General features: G+C 71.8%; 17 protein-coding genes. 9 read left to right on the top strand and 8 right to left on the bottom strand.

Going from position 1 to position 18,313, the window contains the following annotated elements; translation table 11 throughout:
• Window position 1 precedes the first annotated feature (1 nt).
• Window positions 2-2,266, bottom strand: coding sequence for an ATP-binding protein (locus BMY61_RS32170; RefSeq protein WP_042446614.1), 2,265 nt, complete (start codon window positions 2,264-2,266; stop codon window positions 2-4).
• A 264-nt stretch (window positions 2,267-2,530) separates the two neighbouring features.
• On the opposite strand from BMY61_RS32170, the gene BMY61_RS32165 reads away from it, so the two are divergent.
• From BMY61_RS32165 to BMY61_RS32145, 5 genes are all read left to right on the top strand, one after another.
• Window positions 2,531-3,976 (top strand): dihydrolipoyl dehydrogenase family protein, encoded by a 1,446-nt coding sequence (locus tag BMY61_RS32165; protein WP_042446616.1) that lies wholly within the window; start codon window positions 2,531-2,533, stop codon window positions 3,974-3,976.
• Window positions 3,977-4,056: 80 nt separating this feature from the next.
• A complete protein-coding gene (locus BMY61_RS32160) occupies window positions 4,057-4,893 on the top strand; it encodes an alpha/beta fold hydrolase (protein WP_042446619.1) in 837 nt (278 codons plus the stop codon).
• A 57-nt stretch (window positions 4,894-4,950) separates the two neighbouring features.
• The gene (locus tag BMY61_RS32155) at window positions 4,951-5,814 is read left to right on the top strand and encodes an alpha/beta fold hydrolase (protein ID WP_042446623.1); all 864 of its coding nucleotides are present in this window, start codon (window positions 4,951-4,953) and stop codon (window positions 5,812-5,814) included.
• 68 nt (window positions 5,815-5,882) lie between these two features.
• Window positions 5,883-6,314, top strand: a complete 432-nt coding sequence (locus tag BMY61_RS32150; RefSeq protein WP_042446627.1) for an Ohr family peroxiredoxin — start codon at window positions 5,883-5,885, stop codon at window positions 6,312-6,314.
• A 103-nt stretch (window positions 6,315-6,417) separates the two neighbouring features.
• Window positions 6,418-7,932, top strand: a complete 1,515-nt coding sequence (locus BMY61_RS32145) for a GMC family oxidoreductase (RefSeq protein WP_042446629.1) — start codon at window positions 6,418-6,420, stop codon at window positions 7,930-7,932.
• A 51-nt stretch (window positions 7,933-7,983) separates the two neighbouring features.
• Here the strand turns inward: BMY61_RS32145 and BMY61_RS32140 are convergent, their stop codons facing one another.
• Window positions 7,984-8,538, bottom strand: a complete 555-nt coding sequence (locus BMY61_RS32140; RefSeq protein ID WP_042446632.1) for a CGNR zinc finger domain-containing protein — start codon at window positions 8,536-8,538, stop codon at window positions 7,984-7,986.
• A 61-nt stretch (window positions 8,539-8,599) separates the two neighbouring features.
• Entirely contained in the window at window positions 8,600-9,073 is a 474-nt protein-coding gene (locus BMY61_RS32135; protein ID WP_236655983.1) for an SsgA family sporulation/cell division regulator, read from the bottom strand.
• Window positions 9,074-9,322: 249 nt separating this feature from the next.
• Here BMY61_RS32135 and BMY61_RS32130 point away from each other — a divergent pair, with 249 nt between their 5' ends.
• Complete coding sequence (locus tag BMY61_RS32130; protein ID WP_042446634.1) at window positions 9,323-10,390, top strand: alpha/beta fold hydrolase; 1,068 nt, start codon at window positions 9,323-9,325, stop codon at window positions 10,388-10,390.
• A 103-nt stretch (window positions 10,391-10,493) separates the two neighbouring features.
• Here the strand turns inward: BMY61_RS32130 and BMY61_RS32125 are convergent, their stop codons facing one another.
• From BMY61_RS32125 to BMY61_RS32105, 5 genes are all read right to left on the bottom strand, one after another.
• Complete coding sequence (locus BMY61_RS32125) at window positions 10,494-11,387, bottom strand: Bax inhibitor-1/YccA family membrane protein (protein WP_042446637.1); 894 nt, start codon at window positions 11,385-11,387, stop codon at window positions 10,494-10,496.
• A 65-nt stretch (window positions 11,388-11,452) separates the two neighbouring features.
• Window positions 11,453-12,247 (bottom strand): alpha/beta hydrolase, encoded by a 795-nt coding sequence (locus BMY61_RS32120; RefSeq protein WP_042447019.1) that lies wholly within the window; start codon window positions 12,245-12,247, stop codon window positions 11,453-11,455.
• A gap of 200 nt (window positions 12,248-12,447) precedes the next feature.
• Complete coding sequence (locus BMY61_RS32115; protein ID WP_174514491.1) at window positions 12,448-14,061, bottom strand: tannase/feruloyl esterase family alpha/beta hydrolase; 1,614 nt, start codon at window positions 14,059-14,061, stop codon at window positions 12,448-12,450.
• 184 nt (window positions 14,062-14,245) lie between these two features.
• Window positions 14,246-14,854 carry a cytochrome b/b6 domain-containing protein gene (locus tag BMY61_RS32110; RefSeq protein WP_075004148.1) on the bottom strand — a complete coding sequence of 203 codons (609 nt, stop codon included), beginning with the start codon at window positions 14,852-14,854 and terminating at the stop codon, window positions 14,246-14,248.
• Window positions 14,808-15,524: a molybdopterin-dependent oxidoreductase gene (locus BMY61_RS32105; protein ID WP_042446645.1), complete on the bottom strand. Its 717-nt coding sequence runs from the start codon at window positions 15,522-15,524 to the stop codon at window positions 14,808-14,810. Before BMY61_RS32105 ends, BMY61_RS32110 begins: the two co-directional genes overlap by 47 nt.
• A gap of 329 nt (window positions 15,525-15,853) precedes the next feature.
• On the opposite strand from BMY61_RS32105, the gene BMY61_RS32100 reads away from it, so the two are divergent.
• From BMY61_RS32100 to BMY61_RS32090, 3 genes are all read left to right on the top strand, one after another.
• Window positions 15,854-17,488, top strand: coding sequence for an ABC-F family ATP-binding cassette domain-containing protein (locus BMY61_RS32100; RefSeq protein WP_042446648.1), 1,635 nt, complete (start codon window positions 15,854-15,856; stop codon window positions 17,486-17,488).
• Between the two features lie 82 nt (window positions 17,489-17,570).
• Window positions 17,571-18,080 carry a hypothetical protein gene (locus BMY61_RS32095; RefSeq protein WP_042446651.1) on the top strand — a complete coding sequence of 170 codons (510 nt, stop codon included), beginning with the start codon at window positions 17,571-17,573 and terminating at the stop codon, window positions 18,078-18,080.
• A 35-nt stretch (window positions 18,081-18,115) separates the two neighbouring features.
• Window positions 18,116-18,307: a hypothetical protein gene (locus tag BMY61_RS32090; protein WP_042446654.1), complete on the top strand. Its 192-nt coding sequence runs from the start codon at window positions 18,116-18,118 to the stop codon at window positions 18,305-18,307.
• The last annotated feature ends 6 nt before the right edge of the window (window positions 18,308-18,313 follow it).

The raw sequence follows: 18,313 nt of genomic DNA, 5'->3' as shown, positions 1-18,313 counted from the left end.
TTCACTCGGCAGGGAGTGAGTCGAGAATGCGCTGCGCCACCCCCAGGCTCCTGCTGTCCGCCGCATCGCCGACAGCGAGGGCCTCGCGGAAGCAGGAGCGGGCCTCCGCCGTCTCTCCCAGTTCGATCAGGGCCCGCCCCAGGTCGATCAGCGCTTCGGCCTCCCCGCCGGCGAAACCCAGCTGCCGCATCAGGAGCAGTCCGCCGCGTGAGTGGTCGGCCGCCTCCCGCCAGCGCCCAGCCGCGGCGACGTCGCGACCGAGTCCGCAGATGGCCCGGGCACGGATGTAGTCGGCGTTGTACCCGCTGACGGGGCAGTCGGGGGCGTCCAGGAAGGCGACCGTACGCTCGTACAGACCCAGCGCCTCCTCGGTGCGGCCGGCATCGCGCAGGCAGGCCCGGAAGGACTGCACGGCGTTGAGCCAGCCCACATGGTCACCGGCGGCTTCGAACAGGTCGACGGCGGCGCTGACCTTGTCGTAGCGCTCCTGCATCTGGCCGAGCTGCTTGTGCGGCCATCCGGCCAGCACCAGGGCCCTCGCCTGCTCGCAGATGTCCCCGGCGCGACGGGCGAGCGCCAACGCCTCCTCGGTCCGCTCGACGGCCTCCCGGAACCGGTGCTCGTTGCCCAGCGCCCAGGCGTGGTGGTTGAGGTGGACGGCCCGCAGACGGGGGTCGGCGAGCGCGGTGGCGGCCTCGCTGGACAGGCGGAAGACCTCCGTCCACTGTCCCCAGCAGGGGCAGAGGTCGCCGAAGGAGAACAGCGTCCCCGCGGTTTCCACCACTCGGCGGTGTTCGCCCCGGGCTGCTGAGTTCCGCAGCGCGGCGTACCAGGCCGGGGTTTCGCTCTCCAGCCAGGCACGCGCCTGCTCGGCGGTCTCCAGGCGGACCAGGCCGTGCCCGGGCGGGGGCGGAGCGGTGACGTCGGGCGTGAACCAGCGCCCGGCGGCAACGGCGGTGTCCAGCAGCCAGCTGCGCAGCCGGCCCTCGGCCGCCTCCCGCTCGCCGCGGCTCTCCTCGCCGGCCAGGTGCTGGCGCGCGAAGAGCCGCAGCAGATCGTGGAGTTGGTAACGGCCGGCGAAGGTGGCCCGGAGCAGCCCGGCCTCCAGCAGTTCCTCCAGCACGTCCTCGGCCTCGAACAGGTCGGTGCCGGTGAGCGCGGCGCCGTAGGGCGAGGTGAAATCGGGGCCGGGCGCCAGGCTGAGCAGGCGCATCATCCGGGCCGCCTGAGCGGTCAGCTGCCGGTAGGACAGTTCGAACGCCGCCTCCACCCGTACGTCCCCGGCGGTGAGAGCGCCCAGGCGGCGTTCCTCGTCCGCCAGGCGCCGCACGAGGTGGTCGACACTCCACCCCGAACGCACCGTCAGCCAGTTCGCCGCCACCCGCAGCGCCAACGGCAGGCATCCGCACAGCTGCGCCACCTGCGCGACCGCCTCGGCCTCCGCGTCCGCACGCTCCGCGCCGATGATCGCGCGCAGCAGCTCGACCGCCTCCGGCTGCGTCATCTCCGCCAGTGCCAGCCGATCGACGTCCTCCAGGCCGGTCAGCGGGCGGCGGCTGGTCACCAGCACCAGACTGGACCCGCTTGCGGGCAGCAACGCACGCACCTGCGCCTCGTCGCGGGCGTTGTCCAGTACCACCAGGCAGCGGCGCTCGGCCAGGAGCGCTCGCAGCAGGCCCGCGCGGCCGGGCGTGTCCTCCGCCGCCAGCCGCCCGTCCGACACCCCGAGTGCCTTCAACAGCCGCAACTGCGCCTCGCCGGGGTCCACGGGACCGTCCACCCCGTGCAGGTCCACCAAGAGGCATCCGTCAGGAAACTCCGCTCCCAGGTCCGCCGCCGCCCTCAGCGCCAGCGTCGTCTTCCCGCACCCGGGAGGTCCCGAGACCACCATCGCGCACGTCCCCGCGCCCGTGCCCGCCCTCCGGGCGGCCTCGCGAAGCCGGGCCAACTCCGGCACGCGCCCGGTGAAGTCCCGCACCGACCTCGGCGGGACGGCGGTCGCGGCCGTCGCGCCCAGCGCCTCCGTCAGGGCCTTCGGTCGGCCCGCGACCGCGGCCTCCACCAGCGCCTCCCGCTCCGCGTCGGCCAGGCCCAGCCCGTCGGCCAGCGCCGCCACGGTGCGTCGGCGCGGAACGCGGCTGTGCCCTCGCTCCATGTCACCGATGGCCCGGACACTGACCCCGGATGCCTCGGCGAGCTCCTCGATCGTCCACCCGGCCCGCTGCCGCAGGTCACGCAACACGACCCCGAACGACGCTCCAGACACCAGTTCTCCCTCCCCGGACACTCGAACCATACGTGGCGTAGGTGACGGCACGGGGCATTCGTCCGCCAGGTGGCGCACGCCGTCGTCGGCGCGCACACGTACACCGCACCGGCCGGGCACAGTCGTGACTCAGTCACACGCGCTGTCAGGTTTGACCGTCATGTGACTGATCTCCCCGCGCACGCTCACGGCGGAGGGTGAGGGGGAACCGGCGACGCGGTCGACCGCAACGGCCGGGAATCCCTGACATCTCCGGGAGAATTCGTGGCATCCCAAGAGACACGCACCGTCGACGTGATCGTGATCGGTGCCGGCCCCGTCGGCGAGAACGTGGCCGATCGGACCACCTCGGCGGGCCTGAGCACCATCGTCGTCGAGAGCGAACTCGTCGGCGGCGCCTGCTCGTACTGGGCCTGCGACCCGAGCAAGGCCCTGCTGCGGCCCGTGCTGCTGCGCGCCGACGCGGTGGCCGTGCCGGGGGTGTTCCCGGCGGCGGGCAAAGAACCCCTGGACGTGGCTGCCGTGTTGGCCCACCGGAACCGGATGGTGGCCGGCTGGAGCGACGAGGGCCAGGTCCGGTGGCTGGAGTCCGCCGGCATCGAACTCGTCCGCGGTCACGGCCGCCTGGACGGAACAAGGCAGGTGTCCGTCACCACGCTCGACGGCAGGGTCCTGCGCCTACGGGCCCGCCACGCCGTGGCCGTGTGCACCGGATCGCGCGCCGCCCTTCCTCCTCTGCCCGAGCTCGACTCGCTGCAGGCATGGACCAGTCGGGAGGCGACCAGCGCACAGCTCGTCCCCGGGCGGCTCGCCGTCGTCGGCGCCGGAGTCGTCGCCGTCGAGATGGCCACCGCCTACCAGGCCCTCGGAGCCCGGGTGACCGTCATCGCCCGGGGGTCGGCCCTGCTGTCCCGGATGGAGCCGTTCGCCGGGGAGCTCGTCGCCCAGCGGCTCCGCGAGGCCGGTGTGGAGCTCCGGTTCGGGGTGAACGTCCTTGGCGCGGAGCGTCCGAAGGGCCCGGGCGGAGAGGTCGCGATCTCACTCGACGACGGCAGCACACTGACCGCCGACGAACTCCTCTTCGCCACCGGCCGCGCAGCCGGCACCGAGGACCTCGGCCTGGAGAGCGTCGGCCTGAGCCCCGGGGACTGGCTCACGACAGACGAGAGCTTCAACGTCTGCGGCGTTCCCGGCGGCTGGCTCTACGCGGTCGGCGACGTCAACCACCGCGCCCTCCTGACCCACCAGGGCAAGTACCAGGCCCGCGTCGCCGGTGCCGTCGTCGCCGCACGCGCCCTCGACCAGCCGCTCGACAGCGCCCGTTGGGGTCGTCACAGCCCCACCGCCGACACCGAGGCCCTCCCCCAGGTGGTCTTCACCGATCCGGAGATCGCGACCGTCGGCCTCACGGCCGCAGAGGCCCGGCGGCTGGGTCGCCGCGTGGACGTCGTCGACTACGACATCGGACAGGTGGTGGGCGCGCTCCAGCACCGCCCCGACTACCAGGGCCGGGCGCGCATCCTGATCGATCCGCACCGCCGCACGGTGGTCGGCGCCACCTTCGCCGGCCCGGGCGTCGCGGAGCTGCTGCACTCGGCCACCGTGGCGGTGACCGGCGAGGTCCCCGTCGACCGACTGTGGCATGCCGTCCCGGCGTTCCCCACGATCAGCGAGGTCTGGCTCCGGCTGCTGGAGACCTACCGCGGCTGACCCGCAGCCCGACACCTCGGTCTCCGCACGTGTGCGTTCCCCTCACCTCCGTTTCGCATCAGCAAGAAAGGAACACCGTCATGCCCTTCATCGCCGTCGGCCGGGAGAACTCCGCCGACATCAGCCTGTACTACGAGGACCACGGGGCCGGGCAGCCCGTGGTGCTCATCCACGGGTTCCCGCTCAACGGGGACTCGTGGGAGAAGCAGTCCGCCGCCCTCCTGGGCGGCGGCTACCGCGTGATCACCTATGACCGCCGCGGCTTCGGCCGCTCCGACCGGCCCACCGTCGGGTACGACTACGACACCTTCGCCGCCGACCTGCACCAGGTACTGACCGCACTGGACCTGCACGACGCGGTCCTCGTCGGGTTCTCCATGGGCACCGGCGAGGTCGCCCGCTACGCGGGGACCTACGGCACCGGTCGGCTCGCGAAGGTCGCCTTCCTGGCGTCCCTGGAGCCGTGGCTCCTCCAGGGGCCGGACAACCCCGGCGGCGCCGCCCCCGCCGCGTTCTTCCAGCAGGTCAGCAACGCCGCAGCGGCCGACCGCTACGCGTACTACACGGCGTTCTTCAAGGACTTCTACAACCTGGACGACAACCTCGGCAGCCGGATCTCGGTGGAGGCCCTGCGCAACAGCTGGAACGTCGCCGCGAGCGGCGGCGCGCACGCCGCGGCGGCCGCGCCGCTGACCTGGGGCACCGACTTCCGCGCCGACATCCCCAGGGTCGACGTTCCGGCGCTCATCCTGCACGGGACGGCCGACCGGATCCTGCCCGTCGAGGCCACCGCCCGCCCGTTCCACAAGGCCCTGCCGACCGCGGAGTACATGGAGATCGAAGGTGGCCCGCACGGGCTGCTGTGGACCCACGCGGACGAGGTGAACCAGGCCCTGCTGGCCTTCCTCGCCCGATAGACGGGCTGTGTCGACGCACCGAAACCCCGAAACACGTATCCACGAGAGGACTTCCCCATGACGACAGACAAGCGCAACCGCAACCGCCGGCTGACGACCGCGGTGGTGTGGGCGGCGGCGACCCTCACGGTGGCCACGGCGGTGGTCGGCGGAACGGCGAGCGCGAGCGCACCGTCGCCCGTCCCCGTCAGCGCGAACGCGAACGCCGGCGCCAAGCCGACGATCATCCTGGAGCACGGCGCGTTCGCCGACGCGTCCAGTTGGGACGCCGTGATCAAGCGGCTGGAGGCCGACGGCTACCCGGTCGTCGCGCCCGCCGACCCGCTCCGGGGCCCGGCCGCCGACGCGGCCGTGCTGCGCAGCGTGATCGACCACATCCCGGGACCGAAGATCCTCGTGGGCCACTCCTACGGAGGCTCCGTCATCAGCGAGGCCGGGGCCAACGAACCGCAGGTCAAGGCCCTGGTGTACGTGGCCGCCTTCCTCCCGGCCCCCGGGGAGACGGCGCTCGGGCTGACCGGCAAGTTCCCCGGATCCACGCTGGGAGGCGCTCTGGACCCGGTCACCTACTCCCTCCCCGGCGGCGCCCGCACGACGGACCTGTACATCCGGCTGAACGCCTTCCGCCACCAGTTCGCCGCCGACGTCCCGGCGCGTCAGGCCGCCCTGATGGCGGCCACACAGCGCCCGATCGCCCAGAGCGCCCTGCAGGAGCCGGCCACCGTCGCCGCCTGGATGCAGAAGCCGAGTTGGGACGTCGTGACGACGGAGGACCTGAACATCCCGCAGGCCGTCCAGCTCTACATGGCCCGGCGCGCCCACGCGCACATCACGGAGGTCGCGGCCTCGCACTCGGTCGCCGTCTCCCGCCCGGGCCTCGTAGCCGAGGTGATCGAGGAAGCCGCCAGGGCGACCCGCTGAACCAGTTGAACCGGTGACGGCGGAGCGCCTCATCGGATAACCGTTCGACCTACGCAAGGAGACAGACCATGGCAGTCAGCTACACCGGTGTGGTCACGGTGACGGGAGAGGGCCGCAACGGCGGTCAGATCGCCGCCAGCGACGGGCACCTGACCACCTCGCTCGCCATCCCGAAGGAGCTGGGCGGCGCCGGCGGCGCCACCAACCCCGAGCAGTTGTTCGCGGCGGGCTGGGGCGCCTGCTTCCTCGGGGCGGTCCGCCGCGCCGCCGCCCAGCGCAAGCTCCACCTGACCAGCACCGCCATCACCGTCGAGGCCACCCTGACCCACGGCGACGACGACGAGTTCGGGCTCAGCGCCGTCCTCACCCTCGACCTCGGCGGAGTCGACCAGCCGACCGCGACCGAGCTCGCCAACGCCGCCCACCAGCTCTGCCCCTACTCCAAGGCCACCCGCGGCAACATCCCGGTCACCATCATCGCCACGGCCGTCACCGGCTGACGCAGCCGCGCACGTCTCCGCCCGGGCCGCCGTGAGGCGCCGACGGCCCGGGCGGGCCACTTCTGCGACCCGACCGACGGCGCCGCACCGAGGAGGGAACTCCGTGAAGGCTCGACCCGACTACGACATCATCCTGGTGGGCGGCGGCACCGCCGGCTGCGTCCTCGCCGCACGCCTGACCCAGGACCCGGACCTCCGGGTCCTCCTCCTGGAGGCGGGCCCTTCGACCAGCGCGCTGCCGAGCGCCGTGGCGGAGCCGCCGGCCTGGCCCACCCTCGGTGCCACGCCGGCGAACTGGGGCGACATGACGGTTCCCCAGGGGCCGGACGGCAGCCCCGTCGCGCTGCCGCGCGGACGCGGGCTCGGCGGGTCCTCAGCCGTCAACGCGATGGTCTTCGCCCGTGGCCACCGCACCAGCTACGACAGTTGGGCGGATCTTGGCGCCAAGGGCTGGTCCTTCGACGACCTGCTGCCGTACTTCCAACGCAGCGAGACCGCGCTCGGCTGCGCCCCAGGCCGTGGCACCAACGGGCCACTGACCGTGGCCCCGGCCGCCCGCCCCAACGCCGTGCTGCTCGCCTGCCTCGCCGCCGCGGTCCAGTCCGGCCACCGCCGGGCCCACGACATCAGCGGCGGGCTGGAGGAGGGCTTCGCCCCCGTCGATCTCAACATCGTGGCCGGGCGTCGGCAGAGCGCGGCGGACGCCTACCTCCTCCCGGCGCTGGACCGGCCGGGTCTCACAGTCGTCACGGACGCCCTGGCCGACCGGCTCATCCTGAAGGACGGCCGCTGCACCGGAGTTCGCTACCTCGCGGACGGCCGGACGCACACCGCGACCGCCACGCGGGAGGTGGTGCTCACCGCAGGCACCATCGGCTCGGCCCAGCTGCTGCTGCGCTCCGGCGTCGGCCCGGCGGACGAGCTTCGTCCCGCCGACGTGGACGTCGTGCACGACCTCCCGGGAGTGGGACGCAACCTCCACGACCACCCGCGCGTCAACCTCGTCCACGAGACGCAGGTCCCCGTGCCACCCGCCCGCAACAACCACGGCGAGATCCTCGGCCTGCTGCGGAGCGCGCCGGAACTCACCGGGCCGGACCTGCAGATCATCTTCATCGACATCCCGGTGCCGAACCCGGCCGCCACGGTGGCGCGCGGCTTCACCATCGGCGTCTCGCCGATGCGTCCGGTCAGTCGCGGCACCCTGCGCATCACCTCGAGCGACCCCACCACGCCCCCGGTGCTGGACCCCGGGTACTTCACCGCCGAGGAGGACGTGCGGGCCGTGCTGTCCGGCATCGCCGCAGCGCGCGAGATCGCCCGCTCCCCCGCGCTCGCCGCGTGGAGGGGAGCGGAGGTGTCCCCCGGGCCGGGCGTCGTGGACGACGACGCACTCGGGGACTTCGTCCGCCGTCACCGGACCTCCTACTGCCACCCCGTCGGGACCTGCGCCATGGGTGAGAGCGAGACGGCGGTCGTCGACTCCGAGCTGCGTGTCCGAGGGATCGACGGCCTGCGCGTCGCGGACGCCTCGGTCATACCGGCGATCCCGTCCGGCAACACCAACGCGACCGTCTACGCGATCGCGGAGCGTGCGGCGGACCTGCTGCGCCGCTGATCACACCGGGGGGTCCATACCGAGCTCCGCCGAGGGGACGGAGAAGGGCGCTCAGCCCTTCCCGTCCCCGCTGTGCTGGCGGGCGCGGTAGCTGGCGGCCTTGACGCGATTGCCGCAGGTCTTCATGGCGCACCACTCGCGCCGGTGGCCGCGCGAGCGGTCGAGGTACACCTGGGTGCACTCCGGGCGGGCGCACTCGCGGAGCAGGGCCGCGTCGTCGCCGCCGAGCATGTCGACGGCCTCGCGCGCGAGCGCGGTCAGCCCCTGGGCCACGGTGCCGGTCCTGGACGCGCCCTCGCCGTGCAGGCGCAGGGTGACGGGCAGGCCCGCCGCGTGCCTGTTCACCTCGGCGATCGCCCGGGGCGGCATCGGTTGCCCGTCCAGGCGCGCGGCGACCAACGAGTAGATCGACTCCCGCAGCTCGACAGCGATGGCGACGTCGGTCTCGTCCGCAGCCGGTGCGGCGTCGAGCATGCCCGCCTCGACGAACCACGCGCCGAGCTGCCCGGGAACGGCCAGCTTTTCGATCGGCGCCTCGTTGCGCCGCGCACGCAGGGTGCCGACGAAGTCGAGAGGCAGCGTTCCGCACGGAAAGGCATGAATCACATCACCATTCTGACCAGTGACGGAGCAATGTGCAACGTCCCTGCCCCGGGCGCGACCCCTGTCAGTCCTGCGCCCGCCGACGCGCGGGGTCGAGCAGCGCGGCGATGGTGCCCTCCCAGTCGACCGCCTCGGCCTCCGCCTCCGCCGGCACGAGCGCGTAGGTGCCCTCGAGCCAGTCCACCAGCTCCGGCACCGGCAGCTCCAGGACTGCGCTTGACTCCCCCGAGTCCAGCAGCAGGAAGGCGATCTCACTCTCCTGCCCCAGGCTGGGCCAGACCTGCACGTCGCCTTCGCCGCTCTCCTCGAAGAGGCCTCGGTACAGCAACTCCCGACCGACGCGCCAGGTCACGCTCGGTCCCCGGGGCGCGGCCAGCGTGAGGCACACGAGCATGGGAGCGGCCGGGTCGAACCCGAACCGCGCCCGGACGGGCTGCCACGCGTGCGCACCGAGCACCCGCTTGACGACCAGCGTGAGCGCGGGCACGTCCCGGGGCGTCGTTCCGTAGTCCCGGAAGCCGGACTGTTCGCCGTTCACGGACGGCTCCCCCTTCTCCACGAGCGACTTCGTCCGCCTGACTCTTCCTCACACGCCGGAGCGGGCCATGAGTCAGTTGACGACCGGCGTGGATCAGTCATCGCGGAGTCGTCCGACACGCCACGACCGTCACGTGACTGATGTGGCGGGCTCCGCGCGAACGGAAGAGTGAGGTGCACCGACCGGGGCAGCGACCTGGCGGTCGGTCTGCCCCGCTCAGGGGAACCCCCATCCCACGGAAGGCTTCACATGATCGACAGGCGTACCTTCACCAAGACGCTGGGGCTCGGCGCGGGGGCGGCCGCCGTCTCGCTGGCCGGCCTGCAGGGCGTCGCCGGCGCCACGTCGGCGCCGACGCCGCACCGCTCCGGCACGGCTCCGGTCGTGCCGACCATCGCCTCGGGCACCCACACCTCCTTCCCCTCCCTCAAGCAGGTCGACGCCGGACTGCTGAACGTCGGATACGCCGAGATGGGCCCGGCCCACGGCCCGGTCGTGCTGTGCCTGCACGGCTGGCCGTACGACATCCACAGCTACGTCGACGTGGCCCCGCTCCTGGCCGACCTCGGCTACCGCGTGATCGTCCCCTACCTGCGCGGCCACGGCACCACGTGCTTCCTGTCGCCGCGGACCTTCCGCAACGGCCAGCAGTCCGCCATCGCGCTGGACATCATCGCCCTGCTGGACGCCCTGCGGATCGACCGGGCCGTGGTGGCCGGCTTCGACTGGGGGTCACGGACCGGCGACATCCTCGCGGCGCTGTGGCCTGAGCGGGTCAAGGCCCTCGTGTCGGTGAGCGGCTACCTCATCACCAACCGCAAGGCGCAGCTGGAACCGATCGCGCCGGCCGCCGAGCACACCTGGTGGTACCAGTACTACTTCGCCACCGAGCGCGGCAAGCTGGCCATGGAGAGCAAGGACCTGCGCCACGATCTGACCCGCCTCGTCTGGCAACTCGTCTCCCCCAGCTGGAATTTCGACGACGCCACTTTCGAGCGTACCGAGGCTGCCTTCGACAACCCCGACTACGCCGCGATCGTGATCCACAACTACCGCTGGCGGCTCAGCATCGAGGAGGGCCAGCACCGCTACGACCGGTACGAGGACCTGCTGGCCAAGGCCCCGACCATCGGCGTGCCCACCATCACCCTCGACGCGGCCCTGGACCCGTTCACCCCTCCGGGCGACGGCGCCGCCTACCGTGCCAAGTTCACCGGGGCGTACGAGCACCGGACGCTCGCGGGCATCGGCCACAACCTGCCCCAGGAGGCGCCCACCGCCTTCGCCCAGGCCGTTGTGGACGTGGACCACTTCTGACGGGCGCCCCCGTCCTGGTTCTGCCCCGCCCGTGGTTCCGGCTCCGTGCCGGCCGCGTGCGGGGCAGAACCACGTCCCCTCCGCCCGGAGGGCGCGGAGACCGCTACAGCCAGAGCTCCTCGTCGCCGACCAGGGTGGAGACGCGCAGAGCCTCCACGTACAGCCACACCAGCGTCAGGGTCAGGCCGAAGGCGGCCGTCCACGCCAGGCGGGCCGGTGCGCCCTCGGCGATCACCTCCTCGATCCGTTGGATGTGGACGGACATGGCCGGTGTGGCCAGGAGGAGGCCTGCCAGGCCGCAGAGGGCGCCGATGATCCAACTCTCCTCGCTCACGAGGCCCAGGCTGCCGGGGCCCAGCAGGAGGGCGACGAGCCGGTCCGTGCTCGCGAGCAGGACGGCTCCGAGGGCGCCCGCCGCCGCGTAGCCCCTGAATCTCCGGCTCATCCGTACGACGCGTGCCCGGTAGGCGATCAGCACGCCGACCGAGCCGGTCATGGTGCCGAGGACGGTCTGGACGGCGGCGCCCGACGACGTCTGCAGCGACGCGGCGCCCGAGAGCAGGCCCAGGAACGCCCCCTCGGCCGACGCGAAGGCGAACGCCAACGCAGCCGACGGGGTACCGCGACGGCGTTGGACGACCGTGAGGAGCGCCGCCACGAGCCCGGGGCAGCCCGCTGCCACGTACCCGACACGGATGTCCGCAGGCCGGAACGCCCACGTCAGCCCCGCCGCGACCACAGCGACCGCCAGGGTCGCCGCGGCCCGGCGAACCACGGCGTCGAGGGTCAGCAGGTCGCCCGTCACGAGCGGGGGAAGGCCCGGGCCGGGTCGATGCGGCAGCGGCTCCCGGGCGCCACCGTCCCGGTCCGTTCCAAGGGCCGCCCGAACCGTCAGGTCGCCGGCCGCGACGGTCTTCAGACCGCCCTCTCGCATGAGCGCGGCACGCGAGAGAATCGGGTTGCTGCTCTTCAAGGGGCCCTGCACGAAGACCACCACCTCGGATCTCCTCGTCCTGTTCGAACACGTGTGGGACGCGGTCGACGTGGTGACTTCGGGGGCGCTCACCGCCTCAGGTCGGTGGGGCGGATCCCCCGCTCGTCGAGCCAGCCGAGCACGTAACGGGCGATGAACTGCCAACCGCTGTCGACCACCAGGGAGTGACCGCGGTCGGCGAACTGCTTGAGCTCCGTCAGCGCCCTGGAGTCGCCGTACTCCTTGTAGACGGCGCGCGTGACCCGGTCGGGCACCAGGAAATCCTCCTGACCCGACACCAGCAGCAGTGGCCCGCGCGTCATGTTGCCGGTGTCCACCCGCACGCCCGGATGCCTCGGACCGCCACCACAGCCGAGATCCCTGAGCAGGCGGCCCGGCGTGGGAACCACGTACCTCTCGTAGAGCCGGTCCGACTCCTCCGCGCTGACGGCGTTAGCGAAGTCCTCGCGGAAGCGCTCGGCGGAGAGCAGGACGGGGGCATCGACCGGGCCGCCACCGACGAGCTGGTAACCCTCCTCCAGCGCGATCGAGTTGATGGGCACGGGGGCGATGGCGACGGCCGCCTGTCCCAGTTCGACACCGACCAGGTGCTGGGCGACCAGCCCGCCGACCGAGTGCCCGATGATGACCGGGGGCACCTCGAAGGAGCGCACGACCTCCGCGAAGTACGTCGTGAGCGCCTCCAGGCCGATGTCGGGCCCGGGGGCGGAGCGAGCGCGTGCCTCGCGTGCCGTGGCCGCCTCGCCGGGCCACCCCGGCGCGCAGGTGAGGAAGCCCCGGCCCGCGAAGGAGTCTTCCCAGCACTCCCAGGACAGCGCGTGCAGCCACGCGCCATGGATGAACACGACGGGAGTTCGGGTCACAGCGGGTCCTCCGAGCACGACGACGACCACCGCCACGTGGCGACCCCACCAGCTTCGGCCACACACCCGCTCGGGGGATCAGTCGATTGACTGAATGTGACCGCGTACGGACGTCCGGGACCACCGCTGCCGCGCGCACCGCCGAAGCCGTACGGCCCGCACCCTGGCAGGGTGCGGGCCGCAGGTGGCCGGGGGCCGAGTCAGTGCCGGGACGCCGGGCCGCAGCGGAAGCTGGAGGCGTCGGCAAGGTCGCCGTGACCCTTGTAGCGCAGGACCTCGGGGAACGCGCACAGGTTCCGGCCGACCGTCCGGCCCGCAGTGTTCGTCACGGTCGCGGACAGCGTCTGCGGAGCCTTGCCGTGCTCGACCCAGTCGGTCAGCGCCGCGAGGTCGTGGCCACCACCGAGGAGGCAGTGGGAGGCGCCGGGCGCCAGGAAGAGACGGTAGAAGTCGTTGACCTTCTTGGCGCCGCCCATCTGCCGCTCGACCTGCTCGCGGTACTGCACCGTGCCGTCCGTGGGGATGTACTGGTCGGCCAGTCCGTGCCAGGTGAGGAGCTTGCCTCCGGCGTTGCGGAAGGCTGTGAGGTTCGGGTTGTCGGTGCCGATCACCGTGTCGTACTCGGCCTCGGACTGCTGGAACAGCTTGGTGAACTGACTGTAGGTGATGGTCGAGACGTCGAAGGTGGGCTTCTTCTCCACCCACGAGGCCACCCACTCGGCCGGGACCGGGAACGGGAAGCCCACTGTCTTGCCGGTCGTCGCGTCGGTCTTGGTGCCCGCCAGGCCGGTCAGGTCGGCGCCGACCGGCACGCCGGGCCACAGCTTCCGGCCCGAGGCGGTCCGCGGGCCGTCCCAGATCTTGCGGACCACCGCCGCGTCGGCCGCCGTGATGGTCACCTGCTTGCCGTTGCACTCGATGGTGGTGCCGACCAGCCGGCGCGGGTCGAAGTGGCACGCGTCGGGGTTGCCGATCAGTCCGTCCTCGGCGCCGTCGAGCCCGTCGCAGGCCTTGATCGCGGCGTTGGTGAAGGCGTCGAACTCGCAGGCGGTGGGGTAGGTCTTCTCCTGGTTCATCACCACCTGCGGCCACAACGTGGCGACCTCGAACCGGGGCCAGTTGACGGCGGGCGCGTCGGCGAGGATGCCGTTGTAGTCGGTGGGGTAGTTCTGGGCCTCGGCATAGCCCTGGCGGCCGCCGGTGGAACAACCGTTGAAGTACGCGTAGGACGCGGGCCGGTCGTAGAAGCCGGAGATGACCTCCTTGGCGACCACGGCCGTCTCGTGCTCGGACCGGGAGGCGAAGTTCGTCAGCAGCGTCCGGTTGACCTTGCCGCTGCTGGTCAGCGCCCAGCTGGTGTCCACGTAGGTGCGCACCCCGGCGTCGGTGGTGGCCGCGGCGTAGCCGCCCTTGACCGCGGCGGCCAGGCCGCCGCCGTAGTCCCCGGCGGCGTAGGCGCTGCCACCGACGGTCTGCAGGCGGCCGTTCCAGTGCTGCAGCGGCAACCAGACCTGCGTCTTGGCGTGGTCGCCCTGGCCCGCGTGGGTCAGGGTGACCGTCACGTCGCAGAAGGCCGGGACGTCGGGAACCGGGTAGCCGTCCAGCGGGAACACCGGGGGCACGTTCACGGTGCCCGCCGCGTGGGCGACAGCGGTCACGCTCTCGACCCTGGTTCCGGCCGGAGCCTTCACCACGGGACCGGCGCAGGTGAGGGAGGGCGCCGAGGCGCCCGCCGTGGCCAGGGCGTTCGGAGCGTAGACCAGGGCGGCCGTCAAGGGCACCGCGGCGGCGGCGAGCGTCAGGAATCGCTTCATCAAGATCCGTCCAAGGAGGGAGTTGGTTGGGTGTGTGCCGGTCGAGCCGGGCTGACAGGCTCCACACTGGTTCGGGCAAGGGGATGACACATCAGTCAGTTGACGGCGGGTGACGCCTTCAGGCGTGTGGGTGTCACCCGGTCTCGAGCGGCCGTCATTGGTCGGACCACCAGGCACACTTGGGTCATTCGACCGTGTCCCGGCCGTCGGAGCCTGTCAGCCACCGCGGGTGCTGCCTGCGCGCCCAGTGCCGGCTGACGTAGCCGGTGCGCATGCCCCTGCGTGCCTCCGGATCCCGGAGTGCACGGCGGGTGTGCTCCGTCAGCCCGGCGCACATGACCCCGGCCAGGCAGTCATGGACGAAGATCGCGCTGGTGCGCGAGAGGAACGGCAGCAGATGGGTGAACCACATCAGCAGTCCGGTGGACAGCATGATCAGTACGGCTCCGGCGATCCAGCCCGAGTAGAGCTTCTGCCCGGCGTTGAACTTACCCGCAGCCAGGCGGTTCAGCCGCCGCAGGTCGGCGCGCAGTTCGCGGGAGAGCAGGCCGAGCAGGAGCGGGACGGGGAGCAGCAGGCCCGACCACTCGTGAAGAGTGACCACGAGCCGCCGTCGCCCCACGAGTTGCGCGAGCGGGCCGAGGTAGAGGCAGGCCGCGGTGGTCAGACAGACCAGCATCAGCAATCCGGTCGAGCGGTGGACCAGGCGTGGGACCCGGCCGAACCGGCGTACCCGGCCGACCCTTTCAGGCGGCCCCGCGGTCGGCACCGTCGAGCCAGCCGTCGACGTCATACCCGTACCCCTCCCAGTAGCCGGGGATGACCCGGTCGGTGACGGTGATGCCGGACAGCCACTTGGCCGACTTGTAGAAGTACATCGGCGCCACGTAGAGGCGGGCCGGGCCGCCGTGCGCGTGGCTGATCGGCTTGTCCTGCATGGTCAGCGCCACCAGGACGTCGGGACGGCCCGCCTGTTCCAGCGTCAGGCTCTCGCTGTACACGCCGTCGAAGCAGGTGAAGCGCAGCGCCCTGCCCTCCGCGCGCACCCCCGCGGCGTCGAGCAGGTCGGCCAGCAGCACTCCCTGGAAGGGAGTGCTGTCCACCCGCCAGCCGTCGGTGCACATCACGTCCCGGACGAGGCGGGTCTGCGGGAGAGCGCGCAGCTCCGGCAGGGTGTAGGTGTGTGGCCGGTCGACGAGGCCGTCGATACGCAGGGCGTAGTCTGTGTCGTCCTTCTGCGGCACCGAGCCCACCACGCTGTAGTAGCGGAACCCGCCCGGATCCGGCAGCAGGCCGGTGAGCCCGGTCGGGTCGTGCTGGGAGGCGGCGGCCAGGAATCCCTCCCAACCTCGTTGCACGGACGGCGCGACGGCGAATCCGGCGATGCCCGCCGCCAAGGTGCCCAGGAGCGTCCGCCGCCCCACCGGAGCTCCCTCGATGTGCTGCTCGTGTTCGTCTGACATGTCTTCCCCGCACCACGAACGAGTTCGAGTAACCGTTCTGAACGGTTACGAGAGTGGCATCCATCTCGCGCCGGAGTCAAGACGTGTCGGACCGCGTAGACGCGAGGTTCGCAGGTGTGGGTGCTACGCTGGGGCAGCCAGAAACCCATGAGTGGAAGCGTGGATCGCGAACATGGTTGGTGACGACGACATCTCCGGGTGATACCCGGCCCTGAAGCCGCCGGCGGGCGCTGAGCGCCCCAGCGCCGCGGCTCGGTTCGTCGTACCCGTTCCCCTGTTCACTCACGGGCGGAGCTGTATCCGCCCGCTCACCCACGGGTTGTGCTCACATGTCCGACGCGTCCGTCGTCTGCTCCCGCCTGTCCTTCTCCTGGCCCGACGACACCCCTGTCTTCCAGGACCTGTCCTTCTCCTTCGGCACCGGCCGTACCGGCCTCGTCGCCCCCAACGGTTCGGGCAAGACCACGCTGCTGAGGCTCATCTCCGGCGAACTCCGGCCGAGCGCCGGCTCGTTGACGGTCAGTGGCGTACCCGCCCACCTGCCGCAGGACCTGCCGCTGACGGCGGACCTCACCGTCGCCGACGTGCTCGGCGTCGCGGAGGTGATCCGGGCCCTCGACGCCGTGGAATCGGGCGACGTGGCCGAGGAGCACTTCGCCACCATCGGCGACGACTGGGACGTCGAGGAACGCAGTCGGACCCAGCTCGAACGCCTCGGCCTCGGCGACGTGCGGCTCGACCGGGGGCTCGGCACGCTCAGCGGCGGGCAGATCATCCAGCTCGGCCTCGCGGCGCAGCTGCTCAAGCGCCCCGATGTGCTGCTGCTCGACGAACCCACCAACAACCTCGACGCCGACGCGCGCGAACGGCTCCACGCCGTACTGGAGGACTACTCCGGCTGCCTGCTGCTGGTCAGCCATGACCGTGCCCTGCTCGACCGGATGGACCGGATCGCCGAGCTGGACGTCAGTGAACTGCGGGTGTACGGAGGCAATTTCACGGCGTACGAGCAGGCCGTGCAGGCCGAGCGGGAGGTCGCCGAGAAGAACGTCCGCAACGCCGAGCAGGAGCTGAAGCGGGAGAAGCGGGAACTGCAGCAGGCGCGGGAGCGCGCCGACCGGCGCGCGAGCAACGCCGCCCGCAATCTCAAGAACGCCGGTCTGCCGAGGATCTTCGCCGGAACCATGAAGCGCGGCGCCCAGGAGTCCGCGGGACGCGCCGGACAGACGCACTCGGCCCGGGTCGGGGAGGCCCAGGCCCGACTCGACGAGGCGGAGCGCGCGCTGCGCGATGAGGCGCGGCTGATCCTGGACCTTCCCGGCAGCCGGGTGCCGGCCGGGCGTGACCTCTTCATCGGCGAGAACCTTCAGGTTTTGCGCGAGGGCACTCCGCTGTTCGCGGGCGACGGCGTCGGTCTGACGGTCCGGGGCCCCGAGCGGATCGCGCTGACCGGCCCCAACGGGTCTGGTAAGACCACGCTGCTGCGCCTGCTTGTCGGCGATCTCACCCCCGAAGGGGGACGGATCAGGCGCGCGGACGGCCGTGTCGCCTATCTCTCGCAGCGTCTGGACCTGTTGGACCCGGACCTGACCGTGGCGGAGAACTTCGCCCTCGCCGCCCCCGACCTGCCGCCGGTCGAGCGGATGAACCTGCTGGCCCGCTTTCTCTTCCGGGGCGCCCGTGCCCACCTCCCGGTCGGGGCGCTCTCCGGGGGCGAACGGCTGCGCGCCACCCTCGCCTGCGTCCTGTGCGGTGAGCCCGCACCGCATCTGCTCCTGCTGGACGAACCGACGAACAATCTCGACCTGGTCGGCGTCGGCCAACTGGAGAGCGCGCTCGAGTCCTACCAGGGGGCGTTCGTGGTGGTCAGCCACGACGAGAGGTTTCTGGCCGGCATCGGCGTGAACCGCTGGCTGCGGCTGGCGGACGGGTCCCTCGCGGAACAGGGCGTGCCCGACGTGTGAGTCCGACCGGAGATGCCTCAGAAGGTGTGCGCTGCGCGGAGGTAACATGCGCAGCACCATCTTCACGGAGGAGTGACCGAATGTGACCAACCAACCAGCGGCCACGCTCCGCTCGCGGTACGCCGTCCAGGCCGCCGCGGACCTGGAGGAGAACCGCCGCCGCCAGCGGGAACTGGCCGAGGAGCTGAGGATGTTGCGCCAGGAGGAGACACTCCTGGTCGACATCATCGCGCTGGCCGAGCAGCACCAGGTCGACACGGTGCCCTCCCCCCTCCCAGAGCAGGGCACGTCGTCGGCTCGAGCCGCTCGGACCACCACGAAGCCCGCGGCGGTGGCGAAGGGAAAGCAGCCGCTGCTGGGCGACCTGCTGTTGGAACTACTCTCGGGCCACAGCAAGCCCCGTGCGGCGAAGGACCTGCGCGACGACCTCCTGAGGACGCACCCGGACCGCGAGCCCACACCGCAGGTCGTGCGGAACACCCTCGAATCGCTCGTCGCCAAGGGGCACGTCCGGCGCCACAAGGACGACCGGTTGGTGACGTACACCCTCGTGAAGCGACCGGGGAATCAGTCCGGCCGCTCACACGTTTGACTGGGCGACACACTTCCTAGGACGGGGAGGTCCCAGTGGAGCCTCGCGAAGACCACGTCGATCCTGCGGTCGAGGCCGGACGGGCCCGCTTCCGCACGCTGCCGCAGCGGATCCGGCTGGAGGACACGTTCGTCTCCGTACCTGCGTCGACGCCGAGTCCCGGCCGGGACTCGTTCGACCACGACGAGTGGCTGGCCCGGAACGCCTGGTGCGGCAGCCTGCTCTGATGCAGA

The sequence above is a fragment of the Streptacidiphilus jiangxiensis genome (assembly GCF_900109465.1).
Taxonomy (GTDB): Bacteria; Actinomycetota; Actinomycetes; order Streptomycetales; family Streptomycetaceae; genus Streptacidiphilus; species Streptacidiphilus jiangxiensis.
Note: the sequence above shows the minus strand (reverse complement) of the source record. Positions and strands in the feature narration are given on the sequence as shown.